This window comes from Kitasatospora sp. NPDC057015 (genome assembly GCF_042673745.1).
GTDB lineage: Bacteria > Actinomycetota > Actinomycetes > Streptomycetales > Streptomycetaceae > Kitasatospora.
The window spans coordinates 82846-109278 of the sequence record NZ_JBHUSG010000035.1 but is presented as its reverse complement, the minus strand read 5'-3'; the positions used below and the strand labels follow the sequence as shown (position 1 = coordinate 109278).

The 26433-nt window shown below is 71.3% G+C and carries 21 protein-coding genes; 5 read left to right on the top strand and 16 right to left on the bottom strand.

Annotation, left to right across the window (positions count from 1 at the left end):
- Positions 1-187 precede the first annotated feature (187 nt).
- The 8 genes from ACFTWP_RS27960 to ACFTWP_RS27925 form a co-directional block, all read right to left on the bottom strand.
- Positions 188-1726 (bottom strand): CoA-acylating methylmalonate-semialdehyde dehydrogenase, encoded by a 1539-nt coding sequence (locus ACFTWP_RS27960; protein WP_380267645.1) that lies wholly within the window; start codon positions 1724-1726, stop codon positions 188-190.
- Positions 1727-1968: 242 nt separating this feature from the next.
- On the bottom strand, positions 1969-2481 hold the full coding sequence (locus ACFTWP_RS27955; protein WP_380267644.1) for a bifunctional DNA primase/polymerase: 513 nt from the start codon (positions 2479-2481) through the stop codon (positions 1969-1971).
- A gap of 262 nt (positions 2482-2743) precedes the next feature.
- Positions 2744-4138, bottom strand: coding sequence for an NAD(P)/FAD-dependent oxidoreductase (locus ACFTWP_RS27950; protein ID WP_380267643.1), 1395 nt, complete (start codon positions 4136-4138; stop codon positions 2744-2746).
- Positions 4139-4226: 88 nt separating this feature from the next.
- The gene (locus ACFTWP_RS27945) at positions 4227-5030 is read right to left on the bottom strand and encodes an ABC transporter permease (RefSeq protein ID WP_380267642.1); all 804 of its coding nucleotides are present in this window, start codon (positions 5028-5030) and stop codon (positions 4227-4229) included.
- Positions 5030-5971, bottom strand: a complete 942-nt coding sequence (locus ACFTWP_RS27940) for an ABC transporter permease (protein ID WP_380267641.1) — start codon at positions 5969-5971, stop codon at positions 5030-5032. The genes ACFTWP_RS27945 and ACFTWP_RS27940 overlap by 1 nt, the downstream gene beginning before the upstream one ends.
- Positions 5968-7110, bottom strand: coding sequence for an ABC transporter ATP-binding protein (locus ACFTWP_RS27935; RefSeq protein WP_380267639.1), 1143 nt, complete (start codon positions 7108-7110; stop codon positions 5968-5970). The genes ACFTWP_RS27940 and ACFTWP_RS27935 overlap by 4 nt, the downstream gene beginning before the upstream one ends.
- A 47-nt stretch (positions 7111-7157) precedes the next feature.
- The gene (locus ACFTWP_RS27930) at positions 7158-8411 is read right to left on the bottom strand and encodes a spermidine/putrescine ABC transporter substrate-binding protein (protein ID WP_380267638.1); all 1254 of its coding nucleotides are present in this window, start codon (positions 8409-8411) and stop codon (positions 7158-7160) included.
- 80 nt (positions 8412-8491) lie between these two features.
- The gene (locus ACFTWP_RS27925) at positions 8492-10009 is read right to left on the bottom strand and encodes a gamma-aminobutyraldehyde dehydrogenase (protein ID WP_380267637.1); all 1518 of its coding nucleotides are present in this window, start codon (positions 10007-10009) and stop codon (positions 8492-8494) included.
- Between the two features lie 522 nt (positions 10010-10531).
- On the opposite strand from ACFTWP_RS27925, the gene ACFTWP_RS27920 reads away from it, so the two are divergent.
- Complete coding sequence (locus ACFTWP_RS27920; RefSeq protein ID WP_380267636.1) at positions 10532-12217, top strand: PucR family transcriptional regulator; 1686 nt, start codon at positions 10532-10534, stop codon at positions 12215-12217.
- Positions 12218-12474: 257 nt separating this feature from the next.
- Here ACFTWP_RS27920 and ACFTWP_RS27915 read toward each other — a convergent pair whose 3' ends face one another.
- Together ACFTWP_RS27915 and ACFTWP_RS27910 are read right to left on the bottom strand one after the other, a co-directional pair.
- Complete coding sequence (locus ACFTWP_RS27915; RefSeq protein WP_380267635.1) at positions 12475-13833, bottom strand: aspartate aminotransferase family protein; 1359 nt, start codon at positions 13831-13833, stop codon at positions 12475-12477.
- A gap of 231 nt (positions 13834-14064) precedes the next feature.
- Positions 14065-15510 carry a gamma-aminobutyraldehyde dehydrogenase gene (locus ACFTWP_RS27910; protein ID WP_380267634.1) on the bottom strand — a complete coding sequence of 482 codons (1446 nt, stop codon included), beginning with the start codon at positions 15508-15510 and terminating at the stop codon, positions 14065-14067.
- Positions 15511-15787: 277 nt separating this feature from the next.
- Between ACFTWP_RS27910 and ACFTWP_RS27905 the strand changes: the two genes are divergently transcribed.
- From ACFTWP_RS27905 to ACFTWP_RS27890, 4 genes are all read left to right on the top strand, one after another.
- On the top strand, positions 15788-16261 hold the full coding sequence (locus ACFTWP_RS27905; RefSeq protein WP_190212991.1) for an Lrp/AsnC family transcriptional regulator: 474 nt from the start codon (positions 15788-15790) through the stop codon (positions 16259-16261).
- Positions 16258-17649 carry an aspartate aminotransferase family protein gene (locus tag ACFTWP_RS27900; RefSeq protein ID WP_380267633.1) on the top strand — a complete coding sequence of 464 codons (1392 nt, stop codon included), beginning with the start codon at positions 16258-16260 and terminating at the stop codon, positions 17647-17649. The genes ACFTWP_RS27905 and ACFTWP_RS27900 overlap by 4 nt, the downstream gene beginning before the upstream one ends.
- 207 nt (positions 17650-17856) lie before the next feature.
- A complete protein-coding gene (locus ACFTWP_RS27895) occupies positions 17857-18627 on the top strand; it encodes an ABC transporter ATP-binding protein (protein ID WP_380267632.1) in 771 nt (256 codons plus the stop codon).
- 16 nt (positions 18628-18643) lie between these two features.
- On the top strand, positions 18644-19798 hold the full coding sequence (locus ACFTWP_RS27890; RefSeq protein ID WP_380267631.1) for a hypothetical protein: 1155 nt from the start codon (positions 18644-18646) through the stop codon (positions 19796-19798).
- Between the two features lie 106 nt (positions 19799-19904).
- On the opposite strand, the gene rlmN is transcribed toward ACFTWP_RS27890, so the two are convergent.
- The 6 genes from rlmN to rpsB all read right to left on the bottom strand — a co-directional run bounded on the left by rlmN (position 19905) and on the right by rpsB (position 26321).
- Complete coding sequence (gene rlmN / locus ACFTWP_RS27885) at positions 19905-21005, bottom strand: 23S rRNA (adenine(2503)-C(2))-methyltransferase RlmN (protein ID WP_380267630.1); 1101 nt, start codon at positions 21003-21005, stop codon at positions 19905-19907.
- A 194-nt stretch (positions 21006-21199) separates the two neighbouring features.
- The gene (locus tag ACFTWP_RS27880; protein ID WP_380267648.1) at positions 21200-22402 is read right to left on the bottom strand and encodes a phosphatidate cytidylyltransferase; all 1203 of its coding nucleotides are present in this window, start codon (positions 22400-22402) and stop codon (positions 21200-21202) included.
- A 359-nt stretch (positions 22403-22761) separates the two neighbouring features.
- Positions 22762-23319 (bottom strand): ribosome recycling factor, encoded by a 558-nt coding sequence (gene frr, locus ACFTWP_RS27875; RefSeq protein ID WP_380267629.1) that lies wholly within the window; start codon positions 23317-23319, stop codon positions 22762-22764.
- A gap of 102 nt (positions 23320-23421) precedes the next feature.
- On the bottom strand, positions 23422-24177 hold the full coding sequence (gene pyrH / locus ACFTWP_RS27870) for a UMP kinase (protein ID WP_073925897.1): 756 nt from the start codon (positions 24175-24177) through the stop codon (positions 23422-23424).
- A 262-nt stretch (positions 24178-24439) separates the two neighbouring features.
- Positions 24440-25279, bottom strand: coding sequence for a translation elongation factor Ts (tsf, locus tag ACFTWP_RS27865; protein ID WP_380267628.1), 840 nt, complete (start codon positions 25277-25279; stop codon positions 24440-24442).
- A 130-nt stretch (positions 25280-25409) separates the two neighbouring features.
- Positions 25410-26321, bottom strand: a complete 912-nt coding sequence (gene rpsB, locus ACFTWP_RS27860) for a 30S ribosomal protein S2 (RefSeq protein WP_380267626.1) — start codon at positions 26319-26321, stop codon at positions 25410-25412.
- Positions 26322-26433 lie beyond the last annotated feature (112 nt).

Sequence of the window (26433 nt, the reverse complement as noted above, 5' to 3'; positions counted from 1 at the left end):
GCCCATGACGATGCAGAGGAAGGTGTTTCGTGGAGTGGCCGCCCCGGGACCGTCCGCGCAGACTGCGTGTCCGGTGCTCCCTGTCGAGCGACTAGGGAACACTACGCCGTTCCCGGCGCCGAAGCAAACAGGGCCTGCCGGCCGCGTCGAACGCGGCCGGCAGGCCCTGTGGGTCGTGCGAAGGGGCTCAGCTGTTGGTGGGGAAGCCCAGGTTGATGCCACCGTGCGACGGGTCCAGCCAGCGCTGGGTGACGGCCTTGCCGCGGGTGAAGAACTGGACGCCGTCCGGGCCGTAGGCGTGGCTATCACCGAAGAGGGAGGCCTTCCAGCCGCCGAAGGAGTAGTAGGCGACCGGCACCGGGATCGGCACGTTGATGCCGACCATGCCGACCTCCACCTCGTGCTGGAAACGCCGGGCGGCGCCGCCGTCGTTGGTGAAGATGGCCGTGCCGTTGCCGTACGGGTTGGCGTTGATCAGCTCCAGGCCCTCGTCGTACGAGGCGACGCGGACCACGGAGAGCACGGGGCCGAAGATCTCGTCGTTGTAGACGGACATGCCCGGCTTCACGTGGTCGAAGAGGGTGGGGCCGAGCCAGAAGCCGTCCGCGGTCGGGGCGCCGTGGGCGTCCTCGGCGGCGATCGCGTGCTTGCGGCCGTCCACCGCGAGCTCGGCGCCGTCGGCCACGCCGGACTCCACGTACGAGGTGACCTTGTCCCGGTGCTGGCCGGTGACCAGCGGGCCCATGTCGGATTCGCCGTTGCAGCCGGGGCCGACCTTGAGGGTGGCCATCCGCTGCTTGATCTTCTCGACCAGCTCATCACCGATCGGGTCGACCGCGACCAGGACGGAGACCGCCATGCAGCGCTCGCCGGCCGCACCGAAGCCGGCGTTGATGGCCGCGTCGGCGCTGAGGTCGAGGTCGGCGTCCGGCAGCACGAGCATGTGGTTCTTCGCGCCGCCGAGGGCCTGGACGCGCTTGCCGTAGCGGGTGCCCGTCTCGTAGACGTAGCGGGCGATCGGGGTCGAGCCGACGAAGCTCACGGACTTGATGTCCGGGTGCTCCAGCAGGCGGTCGACGGCCACCTTGTCGCCGTGCACGACGTTGAAGACGCCGTCCGGGAGTCCGGCCTCCTTCCACAGCTCGGCGATGAAGTTGGCGGCGGACGGGTCCTTCTCCGAGGGCTTCAGCACGACGGTGTTGCCGGCCGCGATGGCGATCGGGAAGAACCACATCGGCACCATGGCCGGGAAGTTGAACGGGGAGATGACGGCGACCGGGCCGAGCGGCTGGCGGATCGAGTAGACGTCGATGCCGGTCGAGGCCTGCTCGGTGAAGCCGCCCTTGATCAGCTGCGGGATGCCGCAGGCGTACTCGACGACCTCCTGGCCGCGGGCGATCTCACCGAGGGCGTCGGAGTGCACCTTGCCGTGCTCGGCGACGATGATCGTGGCCAGCTCGTCCTTGCGGGAGTTGAGCAGCTCGCGGAAGTTGAAGAGCACCGTGGTCCGCTTGGCCACCGAGGCGTGGCGCCAGTCGGCGAAGGCGGAGGCCGCGGCGGCGACCGCCTGGTCGACCTCGGCGATCTCCGCGAAGTCGACGTGACCGGCCACCTGGCCGGTGGCCGGGTCGAAGATGTCGCCGCGGCGCGGCGAGGAGCCGGCGGTGGCGACGGGCGCGCCGCCGATCCAGTGGGTGAGGTGCTTGGTCACGTTGGGCTTGCTCAAGATCGTCTGCCTCCGAAGTCCCGGGCGGCACTCCTGCCACCGGTCCCTTTGTGCGGCGCCGCCCGGGAACGGCCGGGCGACGGGATCACGGTGCTACCGCGCTCGTCATCCAGTCTGGTAGGCGCCGGGCCCCTGCTCAACGAGCAGGCTGACGGGTATCCGGGATTCAGCCTTACAGGTCGTCGGCGGCGTCCGCCGGATGGCCCACCCCACCCACCCGGCCGCCATCCACGGCTCCGCTGTCACCGGGCACACGGGTCGCCCAGGCCCGCGGCGGCGTCGTGCAGGGCGAGCTCCAGCAACACCGGGTCGGTGAGCCGCCCCGAGCCGTCCGGCGCGACCAGCCACCGCAGACAGCCGCCGGCACGCCGGGACGGAGGCGGGAGCAGGATCCAGCTACCGGCGCCGGCCACCCGGACACCGGTGCCGAGCCAGCGGGCCGCGGTGCCGGGCGGGACCAGGAAGGCCAGGTTCTCGTCCCCGAAGTCGGCGAGCACCGGGCCGAGCCCCCGCGGGGTCAGCGCGAGGACGGCCAGGGCGGGCAGTCCCAGTGCGCCGGGCACCAGGAGGACGTCCCAGCGACGCCCGGCCGGGAGCATCGTCAGGCCGGATCCGCCGCGTCGCCACTGCCGTCGGCAGGTGTCCGGATCCGGGGAGGCCTCGGCCAGCCAGTCCAGCCCCGCGTCCGACAGGTGTTCCGGTGGCGTCCGCCCCGGCCACGCTTCCGATCCGTCGCCCGGTCCGTTGCCTGCCATGGCATGTCCTCCAGTAGCTCGGTTGGTACCGCGGGTCACGCGAACCGTCGTCACAGGGGAGAGGGGCCCGGGCGCGCGGTCTTACACCGTTCCGGCGAGCGGCACCGGCGCGGGCGGTCCGGAGGAACGCCGGAACGCCGGCGGGGCGCACCCCTGGTGTGGGATGCGCCCCTGCCCCGCCGCCACCGCGAAGGACGCCGCGGGGGCCGGCGGCCGGCCGTCAACCGTCAACGGCCGGCCGTCGACCGACATCCGTCCGCCGTCAGCTGTCGAAGCCGAGCCCGAGCCGGTCCATCGTCTTCAGCCACAGGTTGCGGCGGCCACCGTTGCGGTCGGCGCGGTCCAGCGACCACTTGGTCAGCTCGATGCCGGCCCACCGCACCGGCTCCGGCGGGAAGGGCAGCGGCTTGCTGCGCACCATCTCCAGTGCGGTCCGCTCGGTCCGCTCCCCCGCCAGCAGGTCGAGCATCACCTCGGCGCCGTAGCGGGTCGCGCCGACCCCGAGGCCGGTGTACCCGGCCGCGTACGCGACCCGGCCCCGGTAGGCGGTGTCGAAGAAGGCGGAGAAGCGGGTGCAGGTGTCGATCGCGCCGCCCCAGGCGTGGGTGAAGCGCACCCCCTCCAGCTGCGGGAAGCAGCGGAAGAAGTTGGCCGACAGCGTCCGGAAGGTCTCCGGCCGCTGGTCGTACTCCTGCCGGACCCTGCCGCCGTACTGGTAGATCGCGTCGTAGCCGCCCCACAGGATGCGGTTGTCGGCCGAGAGCCGGAAGTAGTGGAACTTGTTGGCACTGTCGCCGAGGCCCTGCCGGCCGCGCCAGCCGATCGAGGCGAGTTGCCCGGCGCTGAGCGGCTCGGTCATCAGGGCGTAGTCGTAGACCGGTACGACGAACGGGCGGACCCGCTTCACCAGGGAGGGGAAGACGTTGGTGCCGAGGGCGACCCGCCGTGCGAAGACCCGGCCGTACGCGGTCCGGACGGCCATGCCGGTGCCGTGCTCGGCCAGCTCGGCGGCCGTGGTGCGTTCGAAGATCCGCACGCCCTGGTCCAGGCAGGCCTGTTTGAGGCCCCAGGCCAGCTTCGCCGGGTGCACCATCGCCACCCCCTCCTTGTCCCAGACGCCGCCCAGGAAGGTGGGCGAGTCGACCTCGGCCCGCAGGGCGTCGGCGTCCAGGACGGTGAGGTCGAGGCCGTAGTCGGCGACCGCCGCGGCCACCTCGTGCAGTTCCTCCAACTGGTGCGGCTGGGTGGCCACGTCGATCTCGCCGGTGCGCTCCCACTCGGCGTCGATGCCGTACCGCTTCAGGGTGTCCTCGATGGCCTGCAGGTTGGCCGTGCCCTGGCGCTCCAGCTCGGCCAGCTCACCGGGCCAGCGCTGCAGGCCGTTGCCGAACCCGTGGGTGAGGCTGGCCGCGCAGAATCCGCCGTTGCGGCCGGACGCCGCCCAGCCCACCTCCTGGCCCTCGACCAGGACGACGTCGAGCGAGGGGTCCCGCTCCTTGGCGATCAGCGCCGTCCAGAGACCGGAGTAGCCGCCGCCGACGACCAGCAGGTCGCAGCTGGTGTCGCCGACGAGGGCCGGGAGGGCCTGCGGCCGGCCCGGGTCCTCCAGCCAGAAGGGGGTGGGCCTGGCGTCACTGAGCGCGCGGGCGGAGTCCATGCATTATCAGCCACTTTCTGGACATTGAGGGTGATTTCGGTACAACACTGCGGAGCCTACCCGGAGCCGGGCCGCCCGTACCCGGAGGTCAGGCGACGGCCTTGCGACGGTTCCCGAGCCACTGCCCGCCGACGGTCAGCGCGACCGCGGCGATGAACATCGCCGTGCCGATGACGTTGACCTGGACGGGGATGCCGCGCTGGGAGGCACCCCAGACGAACATCGGGAAGGTCACGGTGGTCGGGCCTGAGTTGAACTGGGTGATGATGAAGTCGTCGAAGGAGAGCGCGAAGCTGAGCAGCGCACCGGCCGCGATGCCGGGGGCCGCGAGCGGCAGGGTGATCCGCAGGAAGGTCTGCACCGGTGTGGCGTAGAGGTCCTGGGCGGCCTGCTCCAGCCGGGGGTCCATGCTCATCACGCGGGCCTTGACCGCCGTCACCACGAAGCTCAGGCAGAACATGATGTGGGCGATCAGGATGGTGGTGAAGCCGAACGGGATGCGCATGTTGAGGAAGAGCGTGCCCAGCGAGGCGGCCATCACGACCTCGGGCATCGCCATCGGCAGGAAGATCATCGCGCTGGTGGCGCCCCGGCCCCGGAAGCGGTAGCGGGCGAGTGCGAAGGCGACCATGGTGCCGAGCACCGTCGCGCCGATCGTGGCCAGCACGGCCACCTGCAGGCTCAGCGACAGCGACTGGCACATGTCGGCGACGCCGCAGGGGTTGGTCCAGGCGTCGGTGGAGAACTCGGACCACTCGTAGTTGAACTTGCCCTGCGGCTTGTTGAACGAGAAGGCCAGCACGACCAGGTTGGGCAGCACCAGGTAGGCGAGGGCGAGCACGCCCGCGAGCACCACCAGGTGGGATCGGATCCAGGTGAAGATTCGGGACATCAGACCAGTTCCTCCGTCCCGGCCTTGCGCATGTAGACCGTCACCATGCCCAGGATCAGGGCCATCAGGATGAAGCTCAGGGCGGCTGCCGTCGGGTAGTCGAGGACGTTCAGGAACTGCTTCTGGATGCCGTTGCCGACCATCTGCTCGGTCGGCGACCCCAGCAACTGGGCGTTGATGTAGTCACCCGAGGCCGGGATGAAGGTGAGCAGCGTGCCCGCGACGACGCCCGGCAGCGAGATCGGGAAGGTGACCTTGCGGAAGGTCGTGAACGGCCTCGCGTACAGGTCGCCGGCCGCCTCGTGCAGGCGCGGGTCGATCCGCTCCAGCGAGGTGTAGAGCGGCAGGATCATGAACGGCAGGAAGTTGTACGTCAGGCCGCAGACCACCGCGAGGGGCGTGGCCAGCACGCGGTCGCCCGAGGTGAGCCCGATCGCGCTGGTGAGGTCCAGGACGTGCAGGGCGTTCAGCGCGCCGACCACCGGGCCGCCGTCCGAGAGGATGGTCTTCCAGGCCAGCGTGCGGATCAGGAAGCTGGTGAAGAACGGCGCGATCACCAGGATCAGGATGACGTTGCGCCAGCGCTTGCTCGCCTTGAAGGCGATGGTGTACGCGAGCGGGTAGCCGATGGCCAGGCAGAGCACGGTGGCGATGGCCGCGTACGAGAACGAGCGGACGAAGTGCCACTTGTACTCGCCCAGCGCGTCCCAGTACGTGGCGAAGTGCCAGGTGAGCTTGAAGCCCTGCTCCAGCGAGCCGGTCTGCAGCGAGGTGGAGCCCTGGTAGACCATCGGCACCGCGAAGAAGACCACCAGCCAGGCGATGCCCGGCAGCAGCAGCCAGTACGCGGTGAGCTTGCGGCGCGGGCGGCGGGCGGGCGGCGCGGAGGCGTCGTCGGGGGGTATCGCGCGGGCCGGCGCGGGCGCGGTGGTGGACGTCATGCCGCCGCCTCCCCGGTGCCCGCGTCGATCGCCTGGGCGGCGTCCATGCCGAAGGAGTGGGCCGGGTTCCAGTGCAGGACGACCGGCGCGCCGGGCACGATCCGGGCGTCGCGCTCCATGTTCTGCTCGAAGACGGCGACCTCCTGGCCGGCGTCGGTGCGCACCACGTACTGGGTGGAGACGCCGATGAAGCTGGAGTCGAGGACGGTGCCGCCCAGCCGGTTGCGGCCGTCGGCGACCTCCGCCGAGGGGTGCGCGATGGTGATCTTCTCGGGGCGCACGCCCAGGTAGATCTCCTTCGCCTCGGTGGCGCAGCGGGCCTTCGGCACGGCCAGCCGCGCACCGCCGGCCGAGAGCAGCAGGTCGGCGCCCTCGGCGCCGGTGACCTGGGCCGTGATCAGGTTGGACTGGCCGAGGAAGTTGGCCACGAAGGTGCTGGCCGGGTTCTCGTACAGGTCGGCGGGGGCGCCGAGCTGCTCGACCCGGCCGCCGTTCATCACCGCGATGGTGTCGGCCATGGTCATGGCCTCCTCCTGGTCGTGGGTGACGTGCACGAAGGTGATGCCGACCTCGGTCTGGATGCGCTTCAGCTCCAGCTGCATCTGCCGGCGCAGCTTGAGGTCGAGGGCGCCGAGCGGCTCGTCGAGGAGCAGCACCTGCGGGTGGTTGATGAGCGCCCGGGCGACGGCGACGCGCTGCTGCTGGCCACCGGAGAGCTGGTGCGGCTTGCGACGGGCGAACTGGCCGAGTTCGACCAGCTCCAGCATGTCCTCGACCTGCTTGCGGACGTCCTTGCGGCCGCGGCGGCGCAGGCCGAAGGCGACGTTCTCGAAGATGTCGAGGTGCGGGAAGAGCGCGTAGCTCTGGAAGACGGTGTTCACCGGCCGCTTGTACGGGGGCAGCGCGGTGACGTCCTGGCCGCCGATCACCACGGTGCCGCTGGTGGGCTCCTCCAGCCCGGCGATCATGCGCAGGGTGGTGGTCTTGCCGCAGCCCGAGGCCCCGAGCAGGGCGAAGAAGGACCCCTGGGGCACCGTCAGGTCGAGCGGGTGGACGGCGGTGAAGGCGCCGTAGGTCTTGCCTATGCCGGTGAGGCGGATGTCGCCGCCCGCGGCCGCGTCGCGCAGCTGCTCTGTCATGGTGTCTCTCTGTCTGCTGCCGTTGGTTCTGATGCCGTCAGGTGGGGTCAGGCGCCGATCAGTTTGGAGAACTTCTCCTCGAAGTCGCTCTCCTCGGCCTCGTTCAGCGAGCGGAAGACGTGGACCTTGGCCGCCATCTCCGGGGTGGGGACGACCAGGGGGTTGGCCGCGGTGTCCGGGTCGAGGGTGGCCAGCTCCTCCTTCATGCCGGTGACGGCGGAGACGAACCCGATGCCGGCTGTCAGCCGCGCCGCGATCTCGGGCCGGTAGTAGAAGTCGATCAGGCGCTCGGCGTTGGCCTTGTGCTGCGCCCGGGCCGGAACGACCATGTTGTCGGTCGAGGAGACGTAGCCCTTCTCCGGGATGACGAACTCGATGTCGGGGTTGTCGGCCTTCAGCTGGATCAGGTCACCGCCCCAGGCGAGGCAGGCCGCGATGTCGCCGGAGGAGAGCTCCTGGCCGTAGTCGTTGCCGGTGAACTTGCGGATCTGCTTGGAGTCCACGCCCTTCTGCAGGCGGGCGACGGCGGCGGCGTAGTCGTCGGCGGTGAACTTCGCCGGGTCCTTGTCCATGTCCAGCAGGACCATCCCGATGGTGTCGCGCATCTCCGAGAGGAAGGTGACGCGGCCCTTGAGGTCGGGATCGTCCAGCAGCTGGCTGACGCTCGTGACCGGCTTGCCCTTGGTCGCCTTGGCGTTGTACGCGATGACGACCTGGATGCCGGCCCAGGGGTAGCTGTACAGACGCCCCGGGTCCCAGTCGGGGGCGCGGAAGCGGGACTCGATGTTGGTGATGGCGGTGGTGATGTTGGCCTGGTTGAGCTTCTGCACCCAGCCGAGCCGGATCAGCCGGGAGACCATCCAGTCGGTGAGCACCATGACGTCGCGGCCGGTGTCCTGGCCGGCGGCGAGCTGTGGCTTCACCTTGCCGAAGAACTCGACGTTGTCGTTGACGTCCTCGGTGTACTTGACCTTGATCCCGGTGGCGGCGGTGAACGCCTCGACGGTGCCGTGCTTCTCGGTGTCGTTCTCGTCGGTGTCGACGTAGAGCGGCCAGTTGGAGAAGTTGACCTCCTTGTCGCTCTCCGAGCGGTCCTCGGCGGCGTTCGCGGCGGAGTCACCGGTGGCGGACGTCCTGGCGGGCGGGATGCCGCAGGCCGCGAGGGTGCCGGCGCCCGCGGTGAGGGCCCCGGCGCGCAGCACCGTACGCCGGGTCAGTGCGGCGCGGCCGCCGGCCAGGCTGCGCTCCCAGGCCTTGCGGACGGGCTCTGGCAGGCCGTCGGTGATCTCGTTGAGCTCCATGCTGGAACGCCCTCCCGGGGGGAAGTGAGGGGAACGGCCCGCCGGTGGCGGTGGGGGTCGCGCGGGCCGTCCACGAGGGGTTATCTGTCTCCGAAGACGGTGCGGTGCCAGTCCTTGCGGGCTACCGCGGTGGTGTCGTACATGACGTGCTTGACCTGCGTGTACTCGTCGAGCGAGTACTGCGACATGTCCTTGCCGTAGCCCGAGGACTTGTAGCCGCCGTGCGGCATCTCGCTGATGATCGGGATGTGGTCGTTGACCCAGACGCAGCCGGCCGCGATCTCACGGGTGGCGCGCAGGGAGCGGTGGATGTCGCGGGTCCAGGCGGAGGCGGCCAGGCCGTACGGGGTGTCGTTGGCGAGGCGCAGGCCCTCCTCGTCGCTGTCGAAGGGCAGTGCGACGAGCACCGGCCCGAAGATCTCGCCCTGGACGACCTCGCTGTCCTGGGCGACGCCGGTGATCAGCGTGGGGCGGTAGTAGGCGCCGCGGCCGAGGTCGGTGCCGTCGTGGCCCTTGACGGGCGCGTGGCCGCCGGCCGCGACGACGGCGCCGTAGCCGCGGGCGCGCTCGACGAAGCCGGCCACCCGGTCGCGGTGGGTGAAGGAGACCAGCGGGCCGAGGTCGGTCTGCGGGTTCAGCGGGTCGCCCAGGCGGACGGACTCGAAGAGTTCGGCGACCCCGGCCACGAAGGCGTCGAACAGCGGGCGCTGGACGTACGCGCGGGTGGCGGCGGTGCAGTCCTGGCCGCTGTTGATCAGCGATCCGGCGACGGCTCCGTGGATCGCGGCCTCCAGGTCGGCGTCGTCGAAGACCACGAACGGGGCCTTGCCGCCGAGCTCCAGGTGGGTGCGCTTGGCGGTGGCGCTGGCCAGTTCGGCGACCCGCTTGCCGACCGGGGTGGAGCCGGTGAAGGAGACCATCGAGACGCCCGGGTGGGAGACCAGGTGCTCGCCGGCGCCGAGCCCGGCACCGGTGACCACGTTGACGACGCCGTCGGGGATGCCCGCCTCGGTGCAGGCGCGGGCGAACATCAGCGAGGTGAGCGGGGTCAGCTCCGCGGGCTTCAGCACGATGGTGTTGCCGGCCGCGATGGCCGGGAGGATCTTCCAGGCGGCCATCTGCAGCGGGTAGTTCCACGGCGAGATGGACCCGACGACGCCGATCGCCTCGCGGCGCACGTACGAGGTGTGGTCGCCGGAGTACTCGCCCGCCGCCTTGCCCTCCAGGTTGCGGGCGGCGCCGGCGAAGAAGGCGGTGTTGTCGACCGTGCCGGGGACGTCGAACTCGGTGGAGAGCTTGATCGGCTTGCCGGTCTGCGCGGTCTCGACCCGGGCCAGCTCCCCGGCGGCGCCCGCGAGCACCGCGGACAGCCTCAGCAGTGCCTCGGAGCGGGCACCGGGGGTGGCGCCGGCCCACTGCGGCAGGGCGGCGCGCGCGGCGGCGACCGCGGCGTCGACGTCCCCGGTGGAGGCGAGGGTGACCTGCTGGACGACGCTGCCGTCGGCCGGGTTGACGACCTGGAAAGGCCGGTCGCCGGTGCCCTGGGTCTGCCTGCCGGCGATGTACTGCGCACCCGCGCTGAAGTCGGTCAGGTCCATCTGGTTCCTCCATGTGCCCGGTGGTTCGGCTGCCGCCCTGACGGCGAGCTCGACTGCTGCACGTCATGCTGCCCGCGACGGTCCGCGCGGGCCCGTAGCCGAAGGCGGTGCGGCTGATCGAGTCGCCGCCCGGCGTTGCGGGGAGCCGCCGCCGTCGTCGCGGGCGGCCCGATTGATCACCGAGATGCGTGATCCTGACATCGCCGTGTTGCTGCTACAAGGGATTCCGCTGTTGCTTTCTGGTTACGCGACGGATTCCGAGGTGATGTCCCGCGTGAGCCACGGCGGATCGCCGGTGCCGACTCGCTGACGATGCCCCGTGCCGGGGCGGGGGGACAAGGACCACTCCGACAGTGAGGAGACGAAGGGCCTTACAGGGTGCAAAGGTTCGATGTGGGCAACAGGTCGTCGCCACGATGGATGATTTACCTGACACAGTGCACGGGCCGGACCGGACCCGCTCCCGCCCCCGCCCGTGTCCGATCGTCGCGCGAACCACCCAGCCCCCCCCGGAGGACCGACGTGCTCCCCACCGTCGCCCGCGTACTCGACCTGGAGGTGATGCGGCGCGGCCTGCCCCAGGTGGTGGCCGGCGCCGCCCACCTGGAACGTCCGGTGCGCTGGGTCCACGTCAGCGAGCTGCCGGACGTGGCCGGCATGCTGCAGGGCGGTGAGCTGGTGCTCACCACCGGCATCGCGCTGCCCGAGGACCGCGAGGGCCTGGCCCGGTACGTCCGCGAGCTGGACGAGGTCGGGGTCGCCGGCCTGGTGATCGAGTTCGGCCGGCGCTACTTCGACACCCTGCCGCGCGCCCTGGTGCACGCCGCCGAGCAACGCGGCCTGCCGCTGATCGCGCTCCGCCGGGAACTGCGCTTCGTCGCCGTCACCGAGGCCGTCCACGCCCTGGTGGTCAACGCCCAGCTGGAGCAGCTGCGCACCTCCGAGGCGGTGCACCAGGTCTTCAACGAACTGGCGGTGGAGGGCGCCGAGCCGGCCGAGGTGGTCCGCCAGGTCGCCCGGATGGCCGGTGCGCCCGTGGTGCTGGAGAACCTCGCCCACCAGGTGCTGGCCCACGACACCGCCGGCCGCCCCGAGGCCGAGCTGCTGGAGGGCTGGGAGCGCCGCTCGCGCGGCGTCCGCCCGCCCGGCCGGACCGGCCACGACCCGCGCAGCGGCTGGCTGGTGACCGCGGTCGGCGCCCGCGGCCAGGACTGGGGGCGGCTGATCCTGGTCGACGACCCCGGCCCGCTGCCGGACGGCACCGCGCACCCGCACGCGATGCTGCTGGAACGCGGCGCCGCCACGCTGGCCCTCAACCGGCTCGTCCTGCGCGACCGGGAGAGCCTGGAGCGCCAGACCCACCGGACCCTGCTGTCGGGCATCCTCACCCACGCGCTGACCGTCTCCGAGGTGGCACTGCGGGCCCAGGCCCTCGGGGTGCCGCTGGAGGGCCGGCGACTGGTCGGCGTGGTGCTGCGCCAGCGCCGCGGCCCGAGCCCGGCCGCCCTGGAGGCGCAGGCCCGGCTGCGGGACTTCACCGAGCTGGCGGCCGCCGCCGTCCGCGCCTGCCGGCTGCCGGCCCTGGTCGGCGCGCTGGACGACGAGGGCGTCGGGGTGCTGATCGCGCTCGGCTCGCAGCAGGACGAGCACGCGGCCCTGGACGGCTTCGCGGCGGCGCTGCGCAAGCTGGCGGCGGAGACCGGCCGGGAGACCGGCGCCGCCGGCCCGGCGGGCGGCCGGCAGCCGGCGCGGACCATCCAGCCGGTGGTGGCCGTCGGGTCCTCGGTCGGGTCCGTCCGGGACGCCCGGCGCACCCTGCTGGAGGCGACCCAGGTCGCCGACGCCGCGCTGCACGACGCGCCGGGCGGACGCGCCGCCGCGTACTACCGGCTGCCGGACGTCCGGCTGCGCGGACTGCTGCACCTGCTGCGGGACGACGCCCGGCTGCAGACCTACGTGGAGCGCGAGCTCGGCCCCCTGCTGGCGTACGACGCGGAGCACGGCGGGCAGCTGGTGCAGATGCTGCGGATCTATCTGGAGCAGGGACGCAACAAGTCGGCGGCGGCGGACGCGGCGCACCTGTCCCGGCCGTCCTTCTACGACCGCCTGCACAAGGTCGAGCGGATCCTGTCGGTGGACCTGGACCAGGTGGAGTCCTGCCTGTCCCTGCACGTGGCACTGCTCGCGCTGGACGCCGTCCGGCGTTGAGGCGGTGGGGCGTTGAGGCGGTGGGGCTTTGAGATGGTGGGGCGTTGGAACGGCCAGGCGGTTGTGGCAGGCGCTTGAGGCCCCCGACCGCCGCGATCCGGCCCGGTCGTCCGGACACGCGTCGGCCCCGGGCGGATTCCGCCGCCCGGGGCCGTTGCGTTGCATCCCCCGCCGGGGTGGCTCCCCGTGCGGGGTGCCGCCCGGTGGGGGCGCCGTGGTGAGGTGTCGGTGCGCCCCGACCACGGTGCCCCGCGGGGTCAGACCGTGTGCGCGTCCGTCAGCGAGAGCACCTCGTCGAGGACGGCGAGGCCGGTCTTGGCCTCCTCCTCCGTGACGGTGCACGGCGGCACGACGTGGAACCGGTTCATGTTGACGAACGGCCACAGTCCGCGCTGCTTGCAGGCGGCGGCCAGCTCGGCCATCGGGGCGTTGGCGGCGCCGGCCGCGTTGTACGGCACCAGCGGCTCGCGGGTCTCGCGGTTCTTCACCAGGTCGAGCGCCCAGAACACGCCCAGGCCCCGGACCTCGCCGATCGACGGGTGGCGCTCGGCCAGCTCGCGCAGGCCCGGGCCGAGCACGTTGTCCCCGATGTGCTTGGCGTTCTCCACGATGCCCTCCTCGGCCATCGCGTTGATCGTCGCCACGGCCGAGGCGCAGGCCAGCGGGTGGCCCGAGTAGGTGAGGCCGCCGGGGAACGGCCGCTCGGCGAAGGTGGCCGCGATCTCGGCGGAGATCGCCACGCCGCCCAGCGGCACGTAGCCGGAGTTGACGCCCTTGGCGAAGGTCAGCAGGTCCGGGGTGACGCCCCAGTGGTCGGCGGCGAACCACTCGCCGGTCCGGCCGAAGCCCGCCATCACCTCGTCGAGGATGAAGACGATGCCGTAGCGGTCGCAGATCTCGCGGACCCCGGCCAGGTAGCCGGCCGGCGGGATCAGGATGCCGGCGGTGCCGACCACCGTCTCCAGGATGATCGCCGCGACCGTGCCGGGCCCCTCGAACGCGATCACCTGCTCCAGGTGCTCCAGCGCGCGCTCGCACTCCTGCGCCTCGTTCTCGGCGTGGAAGTTGGAGCGGTAGGCGTACGGGCCCCAGAAGTGCTTGATGCCGGAGACGCCGGTCTCGTTGGCCCAGCGCCGGGGGTCACCGGTCAGCGCGATCGCGTTGGCGGTGGCGCCGTGGTACGAGCGGTAGGTGGAGAGCACCTTGTGCCGACCGGTGTGCAGCCGGGCCATCCGGATGGCGTTCTCGTTCGCCTCGGCGCCGCCGTTGGTGAAGAAGATCTTGTCCAGGTCGCCCGGGGTGCGCTCGGCGATCAGCCGGGCCGCCTCGCTGCGGGACTCCTGCGCGAACCCGGGGGCGATGGTGCAGAGCTTCGCCGCCTGCTCCTGGATCGCCGCGACCACCTTCGGGTGCTGGTGGCCGATGTTGGTGTTCACCAGCTGCGAGGAGAAGTCGAGGTAGCGGTTGCCGTCGTAGTCCCAGAAGTAGGAGCCCTCGGCGCCGGCCACCGCGAGGGGGTCGATCAGTGCCTGGGCGGACCACGAGTGGAAGACGTGCGCGCGGTCGGCGGCCTTGACGGCCTGCCCGGCGGCCGAGTCAGCGGTGGGGATGCTCATGCCGCAAGCCTAGGGAACCGGCCGCCCGACATGCAGGTGCATCTTGTCAGGCGGTCGGCGCGTCGGCCGACAGGGTGACAGGTACTCCCACGGCGGGGTACCCGACCGCCCGGGTGGTCGACCGGCGGCCGGTCCCGTCCGCGCGAAGGCCCGGACCGTGGGCGCACCTGGCGCCCGCACCGGTCCGGGCCTTCACCGACCGCTCCGCTCCGCCCCTCTGGGGGGTTCGCGTCAGATCGCGGTCATGACGTGCTTGACGCGGGTGTAGTCCTCGAAGCCGTAGGAGGAGAGGTCCTTGCCGTAGCCGGACTTCTTGAAGCCGCCGTGCGGCATCTCGGCGACCAGCGGGATGTGGGTGTTGATCCACACGCAGCCGAAGTCCAGCCGGCGGGACATCCGCATGGCGCGGGCGTGGTCCTTCGTCCAGACGGAGGAGGCGAGCGCGAACTCCACCCCGTTGGCGTAGTCCACGGCCTGGTCCTCGTCGGAGAACCGCTGCACGGTGATGACCGGGCCGAAGACCTCGTTCTGGATGATCTCGTCGTCCTGGTTCAGGCCGGAGACGACGGTCGGGGCGTAGAAGTAGCCGACCTCGCCGACCTGGTGGCCACCGGACTCGACCTTGGCGTGGGCGGGCAGCCGCTCGATGAAGCCGGCCACCTGCTTCAGCTGGTTGGCGTTGTTCAGCGGGCCGTAGAGCACGTCCTCGTCGTCGATGCCGCCGGTCTTGGTCTCGGCGGCGGCCTTGGCGAGGGCCTCCACGAAGGCGTCGTGGATGGACTCGTGCACCAGCACGCGGGTGGCGGCGGTGCAGTCCTGGCCCGCGTTGAAGAAGCCGGCCACCGAGATGCCCTCGACGGCCTCCGCGATGTCGGCGTCCTCGAAGACCACGACCGGGGCCTTGCCGCCCAGCTCCAGGTGGACGCGCTTGACGTCCTTGGAGGCGGACTCGGCGACCTGGATGCCGGCGCGCACCGAGCCGGTGATCGAGGCCATCGCCGGGGTGCGGTGCTCGACCATCAGGCGGCCGGACTCACGGTCGCCGCAGATCACGTTGAAGATGCCGGCCGGCAGCTCCAGGTCCTTCAGGATGCCGCCGATGATCTCGGCGAGCAGCACGGTGGAGGCCGGGGTGGTGTCCGAGGGCTTGAGGACGACGGTGTTGCCCGCGGCGATGGCCGGCGCGAACTTCCAGACGGCCATCATCATCGGGTAGTTCCACGGCGCCACCTGGGCGCAGACGCCGACCGGCTCACGGCGGACGATCGAGGTCATCCCGTCCATGTACTCGCCCGCGGCCTTGCCCTCCAGCAGGCGGGCGGCGCCGGCGAAGAAGCGGATCTGGTCGGCCATCGGGCCGATCTCCTCGGACCTGGTCAGCCCGCGCGGCTTGCCGGTGTTGCGACACTCGGCGTCCACCAGCTCGTCGGCGCGCTCCTCGACCGCGTCGGCGATCTTCAGCAGCAGCTTCTGCCGGGTGCTCGGGGTGGCGTCGCGCCAGATCGGGAAGGCCGCGGCGGCCGAGGCCATGGCGGCGTCCACGTCGGCGGGACCGGACAGCGGGGAGGTGGCGTAGACCTCGCCCGTGGTGGGGTCGACGATCTCCAGCGTGCGGCCGTCCGCCGCATCGACGAACTCACCGTTGATGTAGTTGCGCAGCGTACGAAGGTCGCTCACGGGTCTCTCCTCGGTCTGGGCCTGCGGCGTTGCAGAATCCGGCGCAATGGTACGTCGGCTCCGAGTGGCCGGGTCGGGTCCGGCGCGGTCCACTCGAAGGGTGCGCACGCCTCCGCGGGAGGGGGCGCGCGTACTGGTCCAGGCTAGCCGGTTCACTGCCGTTCTCGACAGGCTCACACCGGAACAGCGATGAAATCCGCATGCGTTTTCCAGGACTGCAACGAAATCAGCAGCTCACTCGCTTGCGATCGTGCAGCCGATCGGGCACAGTGGCGACGTGGCCAACCGCGACCGGAACGCCAGCGTTCCACTCGACTCCGCCTCCAAGGCGATCATCGAGCAGCTGCAGGAGGACGGGCGGCGCCCGTACGCCGCCATCGGCAAGGCCGTCGGCCTGTCGGAGGCGGCCGTGCGCCAGCGCGTCCAGAAGCTGCTCGACCAAGGCGTGATGCAGATCGTCGCCGTCACCGACCCCCTCACCGTCGGGTTCACCCGGCAGGCCATGGTCGGGATCAACGTCGAGGGGGACATCGAGCCCGTCGCGGACGCGCTGGCCGCCCTCGACGAGGTCGACTACGTGGTCTGCACCGCCGGCTCGTTCGACCTGCTGGCCGAACTGGTCTGCGAGGACGACGAGCACCTGCTCGAACTGATCAACAAGCGCATCCGCTCGCTTCCCGGCGTGCGGAGCACCGAGAGCTTCGTTTATCTGAAGCTCCGGAAACAGACCTACACCTGGGGCACCCGATGACCGCCGACCCGGCACAGAAGGACCTTTCGAAGACCGCCTACGACCACCTGTGGATGCACTTCACCCGCATGTCGTCGTACGAGAACTCCCCCGTGCCGACGATCGTCAAGGGCGAGGGCACCTACGTCTGGGACGACAAGGGCAGGAAGTACCTGGACGGCCTGGCCGGCCTGTTCGTCGTCCAGGCCGGCCACGGCCGCGAGGAGCTGGCCGAGGCCGCCGCCAAGCAGGCCAAGGAACTGGCCTTCTTCCCGGTGTGGAGCTACGCCCACCCCAAGGCCGTCGAGCTGGCCGAGCGCCTGGCCAACTACGCCCCGGGCGACCTCAACAAGGTCTTCTTCTCCACCGGTGGCGGCGAGGCCGTCGAGACCGCCTGGAAGCTGGCCAAGCAGTACTTCAAGCTGACCGGCAAGCCGACCAAGTACAAGGTCATCTCGCGCGCCGTCGCCTACCACGGCACCCCGCAGGGCGCCCTGTCCATCACCGGCCTGCCGGGCCTGAAGGCCCCGTTCGAGCCGCTGGTGCCGGGCACCCACAAGGCGCCGAACACCAACATCTACCGCGCGCCCGCCTTCCTGGAGCGCGACGGCGTGATCGACCCCGAGGCGTACGGCCGCTGGTGCGCCGACGAGATCGAGCAGGCCATCCTGTTCGAGGGCGCCGAGACCGTCGCCGCCGTCTTCGTCGAGCCGGTGCAGAACGCCGGCGGCTGCTTCCCGCCGCCGCCCGGGTACTTCGCCCGCCTGCGCGAGATCTGCGACCGCCACGACGTGCTGCTCGTCTCGGACGAGGTCATCTGCGCCTTCGGCCGCCTCGGCACCATGTTCGGCGCCGACAAGTTCGGCTACCAGCCCGACATGATCACCTGCGCCAAGGGCATGACCTCGGGTTACTCCCCGATCGGCGCCACGATCATCTCGGACCGCCTGGCCGAGCCGTTCTACAAGGGCGACAACACCTTCCTGCACGGCTACACCTTCGGCGGCCACCCGGTCTCCTCCGCGGTGGCGCTGGCCAACCTCGACATCTTCGAGCGCGAGGGCCTGAACCAGCACGTCCTGGACAACGAGGCGAACTTCCTCGGCACCCTCGACAAGCTGCGCGACCTCCCGATCGTCGGCGACGTGCGCGGCAACGGGTTCTTCTACGGCATCGAGCTCGTCAAGGACAAGGTCACCAAGGAGTCGTTCAACGACGACGAGGTCGAGCGCGTGCTCTACGGCTTCCTGTCGAAGGCGCTCTTCGACAACGGCCTGTACTGCCGCGCCGACGACCGTGGGGACCCGGTCATCCAGCTGGCCCCGCCGCTGATCTCCGACCAGTCGACCTTCGACGAGATCGAGCAGATCCTGCGGGTCAGCCTCACCGACGCGTGGGCCAAGATCTAGCAGTTCCTCCCCACCCTCCGTCGACGGGCGGTCCGGCCGAGTGCCGGACCGCCCGTCGACGTTTTCGGGCGAGGGGGGACACGCCGTATTCGCCCGAGTTTCGACCCGTTCGGACCCGTGTGCCGCAACCTCTTCGTGTCCTTGTCGTTCTAATCTGACGACTGTCATATCGCTAAGAATCACGTTCTGGACCGGCGGAGGAGTTTCATGTCAGCGGCCCCGCCTGACAACGACGTGCTGTGGGCCCGAGGGATCGTCAAGTCCCACCACGGCACTCCCGCCCTGCGCGGCGTCTCACTGGGCGTCCAGGTCGGCGAGGTGCTCGCCGTCACCGGCCCGCGCGGCTCCGGCAAGAGCACCCTGCTCGGCTGCCTCTCCGCGCTCCTGCCGGTCGACGAGGGGGAGGTCTGGTTCAACAGCTCCCCCGTGCACACCCTCGGCCGGGCCGGCCGGGCACGCCTGCGCCGCGACCGCTTCGGCTTCGTCGGCTCGCAGCCGCACCTGGTACCGGAACTGACGGCCCGGGAGAACGTCGCGCTGCCCCTGCTGCTCGCCGGCGCCGGCAACCGGGCCGCCTACACCGCGGCCGACGAATGGCTGGAGCGGCTCGACATCGGCGACACCGCCCGGCTGCGGCCCGAGCGCCTGGTGCAGAGCCAGCGCCAGCGGATCGCGGTGGCCCGCGCCCTCGCCCCGCTGCCCCCGGTCGTCTTCGCCGACGACCCCACCGCGCCGCTGCACCGCGAGGCCGCCGACCAGGTCCTGCGGATACTGTCCAGCGCCGCGCGCTCGCACCAGCTCACCCTCGTCCTGGCCACCCACGACCCCGAGCTCGCCCGGTACGCGGACCGCTCCGTCGCCCTGGCCGACGGGCGTCTGACCCCGTCCGCCGCAGCCACGGCGGTCGCCGCCACCGCCGGACCCGCCGCGGTCACCGCCACCGCCGGATCGACCGCCGTCTCGGCCTCGCCCCGGTAGCGCCGAAAGAGTCCCCGTGTTCTATCTCCGCCTCGCCCGGGGCTACCGGGCACCGGACCTCGGCCGCTGGCTGCTCACCTCCGCCGCGGGCGCCGTGGTCGCGGCCTTCCTGCTGCGCGCCCTCGGACGCGCCATGAGCGACCCGCTGGGCAGCGGCGGCGCCGTCACCCGGCTGCTGTGGTGCCTGCCACCGCTCGCCGCGGTCGCCTGGTTCGCCGCGGTCGCCGCGCGCGCCGTACCCGCCCAGCGCCCCGAACGGATCACCGGACTGATCGCCGCCGGCGCCGGACCGGCCAGGATCCGGGCCCTGATCGCCGGCGAGACCGCCCTCGCCGGCACCCTCGGCTGCGCCCTGACCCTGCTGCTCTTCCTGATCCTGCGCAACGACATCGCGGGCGCGGCCCTGGCCCCCGAACTCGGCATGGGCGTGGAGCTGCCGCCCGCCGCACCGATCACCCTGCTGGTCCTCGTCCCCCTGGTCGCCGGGATCTCGGCCGCCGCCGCCGTCCCCGTCACCGACGCGCTGCCCGGCGCCACCCCCGCGCCCGGACCCCGGGGCTTCCACCCGCTGCGGATCGCCCTGCCCACCGGCCTGATCGTCACCGGCGTCGCCCTGGAGCTGTACGGCCTGCGCCCGGGCGCCGCCGAGGACGGCCGGCCCGTCCGACTGCCGGCCGGACTCGGCACCACCAGCACCGCCGCCCTCGGCGGCTGGGCGATGACCGCCCTCGGCCTCGCCCTGCTGACCGGACCGCTGCTCTCCTGGGCCGGGCGTCTGCTGGCCCTCGCCCGGCCGACCCCGCTACGGCTGCTCGCCGGCCGGGGCCTGACCGCCGAGGCCCGCCGGCTGGGCCCGCCGCTCGCCGTGTTCGCGCTGACCCTCGCCGTCGTCCTCACGGTGGTCCGCCACTGGGTGCGCACCCCCGGCAACGCCGACATCCTGCCCGTCGTCGAGGCGGGGCTCCTGATCGGCTGCGCCGCCGCGGCCGTGGTCGTCCGGCTGGCCGAGATCCGGACGGCCCGCCGGGAGGTCACCGACGCCCTGCTCGGACTCGGCACCCCGCCCCGGCTGCTGTACAGCGCCGTCGCCATACGCACCCTCACCGCGGGGACGGTCCTGCTTCTCACCGGCGGGCTCACCGCCCTGCTGGGCGCCGCCGTGCTGGCCTGAACGGCGCACCGGCCCTGAGCGCCGGCCCCGGGAGACCACCGGCCCGACACACGAACGCCCGGGCAGACCACGAAGGTCCACCCGGGCGTTCGCCGGTCAGGCCGGCTCAGCCGGCCGCGGCGAGCTGGCCGCAGGCGCCGTCGATCTCCTGGCCACGGGTGTCGCGGACGGTGGTCGGCACGCCGTGCGACTGCAGGACCCGGACGAACTCGCGCTCGTCCTCCGGACGGGAGGCCGTCCACTTCGAACCCGGCGTCGGGTTCAGCGGGATCAGGTTGACGTGCACCCGGTGCTTCTTGATCAGCCGGCCCAGCAGGTCGGCCCGCCAGGCCTGGTCGTTGATGTCCTTGATCAGCGCGTACTCGATGGAGATCCGGCGGCCGGACTTCTCCGCGTAGTTCCACGCCGCGTCCAGCACCTCGGCGACCTTCCACCGCGTGTTCACCGGCACCAGCTCGTCGCGCAGCTCGTCGTCCGGCGCGTGCAGCGAGAGCGCCAGCCGGACGCTCAGCTCCTCGTCCGCCAGCCGGTTCATCGCAGGGACCAGGCCCACCGTCGAGACGGTGATGCCGCGCTGGGACATCCCGAAGCCGTCCGGCGCCGGGTCGGTGAGGCGGCGGATCGACTTCAGCACCCGGTTGAAGTTCGCCAGCGGCTCGCCCATGCCCATGAAGACCACGTTGGACAGCCGCGCCTCGCCGCCCGGGATCTCCCCGGCCTTCAGCGCGCGCATGCCGGCGGCGATCTGCTCCACGATCTCGGCGGTGGACAGGTTGCGGGTCAGGCCCGCCTGGCCGGTCGCGCAGAACGGGCAGTTCATTCCGCAGCCGGCCTGCGAGCTGATGCACATGGTGACCCGGTCCGGGTAGCGCATCAGCACCGACTCGACGAGCGTGCCGTCGAAGAGCTTCCACAGCGTCTTGCGCGTGGTGTCCTCGTCGCACGACACGTGGCGCACGACCGACATCAGCTCGGGCAGCAGGGCCTCGGTCAGCTTGTCGCGGCTGGCGGCCGGGATGTCCGTCCACTGCGCCGGGTCGTTGGACATCCGGCCGAAGTAGTGGTTGGACAGCTGCTTGGCGCGGAACGGCTGCTCGCCCAGCTCGGCGACGGCCTCCTTGCGCTCGGCGGGGCTGAGGTCGGCAAGGTGTCGCGGGGGCTTGGCGCCGCGCGGCGCGACAAAGGTCAGTTCTCCGGGTGCAGGCATGGTTCATCCAGTGTCGCAGATGGCGGTGCATGCCCCCGGCCGCCGTGGGCCCGGGCTCCCGGCCCCGGCCGTTCGCCCCGACCGGTTCCCGACCGTCCGCCCCGACCGGCCCTGGTGTCCCCTGCGGTCCGCGCCGGAGACTCGTACGGGCCCCGGGCGTGCGCCCGGGGCCCGTACGAGTGCGTCGCGAGCCGTCAGCTGCCGACGAAGGCCGCCAGCAGCAGCCAGACCACCGGCGCGGTCGGCAGGAGCGAGTCCAGCCGGTCCATGATGCCGCCGTGGCCGGGCAGCAGCGTGCCCATGTCCTTGATGCCCAGATCGCGCTTGATCATGGACTCGCCGAGGTCGCCCAGGGTCGCGGTGACCGCCGCGCAGCCACCCAGGATCAGGCCCTGCCACCAGCTGCCGTCGTCGATGATCAGCTGCATCAGCAGCGCGCCCGCCAGCATCGACAGCGCCACGCCGCCGGCCAGGCCCTCGCGGGTCTTGCCGGGGCTGATGGTCGGCGCCAGCTTGGTCTTCCCGAACTTGTAGCCCACCGCGTAGGCGCCGGTGTCACTGCAGACCGTCACGATCAGGAAGAGCACGATCCGCTGCGGGCCGTCGTCCGCCGCCAGCATCATGGCCACGAAGGTCGCCAGGAAGGGCACGTAGAAGGCGGTGAAGATGCCGGCCGTCACGTCACGGAGGTAGTTCTCCGGAGGCTCGGCCATCCGCCAGACCATGACCGCCAGCCCCGTCAGCGCCAGCGAGGCGGCCGCCCACTCCACGCCCGCCCAGTAGCCGGTCGAGAGCATCGCGATGCTGCCCGCGACCAGCGGGACGAGCGGGACCTTGATCTCCTTGCGCTCGGTCAGCCGGCTGGACAGCTCCCACACCCCGACCACCACGGCGGCCATCACCACGACCAGGAACAGCGCCTTCACGACGAACAGCGAGGCGATGATCACGGCACCGAGGCCGACCCCTACGCCTATCGCGGCCTGGAGGTTTCGGCCTCCGCGCTGTTTGCGGGGCTGCGGGTCGGGCTGGGCCACTGGTGTCTCCTGCCCTGGGTAGGACGGCACGGGGTGGTGCTGCGCGGAATGGTGCTGCGCCGGGTGGTGCTGTGCGGTGTGCTCCTGCCCCGGGTACTGCGGTGGCTGCTGTTGGTGCTGGTGCTGTTGGTACGGCGGGTACTGCTGGTCGGCGTACGGGCCGCTGCTCGCGGCGGGCCCGCCGTCGAACGGCTGCGCCGCCTCGGGCCGACGGTGGGACGCCTGCCGAGCGCCCGAGGGCGGCGGCCCGGCGGCGTACTGCCCCGGGTACGGGGGTTCGGCGGCGTGCTGACCCGGGTACGGCCGGGCCGGATCGTCGAGCAGGCCGGTGAGCGGAGGCAGCACCACCGTCTCCTCCACCGCCGGAACGCCGGCAGCCTGCTGCTCGTCGCGGAACAGGGGGCCGCTGAGGCGGCCCGGCACCCGCGCCGGCGGCTGCTCCGGCTCCCGGGCCGACCCCTGCGCGGGGCCTTCGGCCGGTCCCCCGGCCCCGTACGGCCCGGGCGCAGGCACCGGGGGGTGCTCGTGGCCGGAGCCGTCCTGGACTGGGGGCATGAACCGAGTCTGCGCCGCATCGTCGCCCCAGTACACCGGGGACTGCTGCGAGTGACCCATTCGGTGCTGGTCACCCGCAGCAGCCGACGGCGCGGCAGGGTACGGCGGCAGGTACTGCTGGTCGGATGAGCCCCAGTAGCCGGGGGCGTCAGGGGCGTCGTTCATCAGACTTCGAGCAGCTCGGCTTCCTTGTGCTTCAGCAGCTCGTCGACCTGCGCGACGAAGCGCGCGGTGAGGTCGTCCAGCTCCTTCTCGGCGCGACGGCCCTCGTCCTCGCCGTGCTCGCCGTCCTTCACCAGCTTGTCGATGGTGTCCTTGGCCTTGCGGCGCACGGAACGGATGGAGACCTTGGCGTCCTCGCCCTTGCCGCGCGCGACCTTGATGTACTCCTTGCGGCGCTCCTCGGTCAGCTGCGGGAACGACACCCGGATGATGGAACCGTCGTTGGACGGGTTGACACCCAGGTCCGAGTCGCGGATCGCGGTCTCGATGTTGCGCAGCGCGCTCTTGTCGAACGGCGTGACGATCGCCATCCGCGGCTCCGGAACGGCGAACGAGGCGAGCTGGTTGATCGGCGTCAGGGCGCCGTAGTAGTCCGCCACGATCTTGGCGAACATCGCCGGGTGGGCCCGGCCGGTACGGATGGCGGCGAAGTCGTCCTTCGCGACGGCGACGGCCTTCTCCATCTTCTCCTCGGCTTCGAGGAGGGTCTCTTCGATCACGGTCTGCTCCCTGTCCGGTATGCCTTGATGCCGTACTGATGTCCCGCCGGCCGGTCACGCTCCGGGCCGGCGGCTTGCTGCTGCGGCCGACGTGCAGGCTGCTCAGGCCCGGACGGAATCCTGGCTGATGAGCGTGCCGATCTTCTCACTCTTCACCGCGCGGGCGATATTGCCCTCGGCCAGCAGCTCGAAGACCAGCATCGGCAGGTTGTTGTCCTTGCACAGCGTGATCGCGGTGAGGTCGGCGACCTTGAGATCGCGCGCGATGACCTCGGAGTACTCCAGGGCGTCGAACTTGACCGCCTCCGGGTTGGTCCGCGGGTCGGCGTCGTAGACGCCGTCCACGCCGTTCTTGCCCATGAGCAGCACCTCGGCGTGGATCTCCAGCGCGCGCTGGACCGCCGTGGTGTCGGTGGAGAAGTACGGCATGCCCATTCCCGCGCCGAAGATGACCACGCGGCCCTTCTCCAGGTGGCGGACGGCGCGCAGCGGCAGGTACGGCTCGGCGACCTGGCCCATCGTGATGGCGGTCTGGACCCGGGTCTCGATGCCCTCCTTGATCAGGAAGTCCTGGAGCGCGAGGCAGTTCATCACCGTGCCGAGCATGCCCATGTAGTCGGACCGGGCGCGGTCCATGCCGCGGACCTGGAGCTCGGCGCCACGGAAGAAGTTGCCACCGCCGATCACCACCGCGACCTCGGTTCCGGCGCGGACCACCGTGGCGATCTCACGCGCGATCGCGTGCACGACGTCCGGGTCGACGCCGAGGCCGCCGCCACCGGCGAACGCCTCACCGGACAGCTTGAGCAGAACCCGGCGGCGCCGGACTTCCTGCGCGGTCTCCTGCGTCTCCTGCATGGACTTCTCCTTCTACACCTGCTGATTCACAGGCCCGGGTGTGCGGAGCCCAGACCTGCGCGTACACGCGAGGAGGCCACTGCCGCGGGAACCGGTACGGTGTCCTGCACGGCAATGGCCTCCTCGTCGTTCATGGTGCCGACGCGGCGCACCCTCCCCGGGGGGATGGGGCTGGATGAGCCCGATCGGCGTTCCTCCCGTCCCGGTCAGCGGACGGGGGCAGTTCCTACCCTATGCGGGCCGGACCTCCGTGGAACGTGGCTCAGGCGCCGACGCGGAAGCGCGCGAAACGCTTGAGGGTGACGCCGTTCTCCTCGAGGACCTTGGCGACGGACTTCTTGTTGTCCTTCGCGAAGGCCTGCTCCAGGACGGAGTTCTCCTTGACGAAACCGGTGACGCGACCCTCGACGATCTTCGGCAGGGCGGCCTCGGGCTTGCCCTCCTCGCGAGCGGTGGCCTCGGCGACGCGACGCTCGTTCTCGATGTCCTCGGCCGGGATGTCCTCGCGGGAGAGGTACTTCGGGGCGAAGGCGGCGATGTGCTGCGCGACGTCCTTGGCGACCTGGGCGTTCTCCTGGTCGAGCTCGACCAGGACACCGATGGTCGGCGGGAGGTCCGGGTCCGACTTGTGCAGGTAGACCGCGACGAAGCCGTCGTTGTCGAACTGCGCGAAGCGACGGAAGACGATCTTCTCGCCCAGGGTCGCGTTGGCCTCGTCGACGAACTGCTGGACGGTCTTGCCGGCCTCGATCTCGCTGGCCAGCGCGGCCTCGAGGTCGGCCGGGGAGGTGGCGGCGACGTGCGCGGCGATCGCGTTGGCGACCTCGACGAACTTGCCGCCCTTGGCGACGAAGTCGGTCTCGCAGTTCAGCTCGACCAGGACGCCGGACTTGTCGCCCTCGGCGATCAGCGCGGCGACGGCGCCGTTGGAGGCGTCACGGCCCTCGCGCTTGGCGACGCCCTTCTGACCCTTGATACGGAGCTGCTCGACGGCCTTCTGGACATCGCCGTCGGCCTCGACGAGAGCGTTCTTGCAGTCCAGCATGCCGGCGCCGGTGAGCTCACGGAGCTTCTTGACGTCCGCGGCGGTGTAGTTCGCCATGGTGTGAATCTCTTCTCGCGTCTCGCGTGTCTGCGTGGGGTTGTGCCGGGGCTGATGGTTCAGCCCCGGCACGGGAGAGAGGGGCACCTACCGGTGTCGTACCGGCGGGTGCCCCTCGCCCTTAGGTACGTCAGGCCTGCTCGGCCTCGGCGGCCGGAGCCTCGGCAACCGGAGCCTCGACGGTCTCGGCGACCTCGGCGGCCTCGGCGGCCTCGGCGGCGGGAGCCTCGACAGCAGCCTCGGCGGCCGGGGCCTCCTCGGCCTTCTTCTCGCCCTCGATGAGGTCCTTCTCCCAGTCGGCCAGCGGCTGGTCGGCGCCCGGCTCAGCCTTGACGTCGCCCTTCGCGACACCGGCGCGGGCCTTGAGGCCCTCGGCGACGGCGTCGGCGATCACGCGGGTCAGCAGGGTGACGGAGCGGATCGCGTCGTCGTTGCCCGGGATCTTGTAGTCGACCTCGTCGGGGTCGCAGTTGGTGTCGAGGATGGCGACGACCGGGATGTTGAGCTTCCGGGCCTCGCCGACCGCGATGTGCTCCTTCTTGGTGTCGACGATCCAGACAGCGCTGGGAACGCGCTGCATGTCACGGATACCGCCAAGGGTCTTCTCGAGCTTGGTGTGCTCGCGCTCGAGGACCAGGAGCTCCTTCTTGGTGAGACCGGAACCGGCCACGTCCGAGAAGTCGATCTCGCCGAGCTCCTTCATCCGCTGAAGGCGCTTGTAGACCGTCTGGAAGTTGGTCAGCATGCCGCCGAGCCAGCGCTGGTTCACGTAGGGCATGCCCACGCGGGTGGCCTGCTCGGCGATGGCCTCCTGGGCCTGCTTCTTGGTGCCGACGAAGAGGACGCTGCCGCCGTGGGCAACGGTCTCCTTGACGAACTCGAAGGCGCGGTCGATGTAGTTCAGCGACTGCAGGAGGTCGATGATGTAGATGCCGTTGCGCTCCGTGAAGATGAAGCGCTTCATCTTCGGGTTCCAACGACGGGTCTGGTGACCGAAGTGGACGCCGCTCTCCAGCAGCTCCCGCATCGTGACGACGGCCATAGCCGTACTCCTCGGTGTTACGCCCGGCTCTGGCGTCTGACGCCACTGCCGGGTCGGGCTCGGTTTTGTCCGTGACGGCCAGGTGACCGCCACGCCTGACGCCCCGGACGTG